The following is an 827-nucleotide window of genomic DNA, read 5'->3' on the forward strand; positions in this document are numbered from 1 at the left end:
TGTTGCTCTAAGCGTTATCTACCTACTTGTGTGACTGGAATACGCAAGGCTTTTGGCAAGCTAAAAGTCACGTTTTCTTCGATACCTGCCAGCTCATTGGGTAGCTCCCCGCCCCAATCTTGCAATTGCTGCAATACTTCTTGAATGAGCACTTCAGGGGCAGAAGCGCCAGCAGTGACGCCTGCACTGGTGACGCCATCGAACCAGCGCTTATCCATCTCTTGCGCATTATCGATGAGATAAGCTTTGCAGTTCATGCGCTCAGCCAGCTCACGTAGGCGGTTGGAGTTGGAGGAATTGGGCGAGCCGACGACTAACACTACCTCACAGCGCGTTGCTAAATCTTTTACCGCGTCTTGACGGTTTTGAGTGGCATAGCAGATATCATCTTTACGCGGGCCTTGAATACTTGGGAATTTATGGCGCAGGGCATCGATAACGCGCGCGGTGTCATCCATAGATAGCGTCGTTTGTGTCACAAAAGCGAGACGCTCAGCATCTTGTACCGTAAGTGCTTCGACGTCTTTTTCGTCTTCAACCAGATGAATCTCGCCGCCGTGTTTACGGTTGAAGCGCCCCATCGTACCCTCAACCTCAGGGTGGCCGGCGTGACCGATTAAGATCGCGTCCATACCATCTTGAGCGAATTTTGCCACTTCGATATGCACTTTGGTAACCAGTGGACAAGTGGCGTCAAACACCGTTAAGTCGCGGCGCTCAGCTTCATCCTCGACCGCTTTTGAGACGCCATGCGCCGAAAAGATAACGATCGCTCCATCTGGTACTTCGTGCAGCTCTTCGACGAATACCGCACCGCGATTGGCAAG

Annotated in this window: 1 protein-coding gene; it reads right to left on the reverse strand. The window is 52.1% G+C overall.

The features are described from left to right. Positions 1 to 14: 14 nt before the first annotated feature. On the reverse strand, positions 15 to 827 hold an 813-nt coding region (gene ispH, locus ACTXGO_RS15040; RefSeq protein ID WP_443575087.1), incomplete at its 5' end, for a 4-hydroxy-3-methylbut-2-enyl diphosphate reductase.

The sequence above is a fragment of the Psychrobacter sp. T6-1 genome (assembly GCF_052258445.1).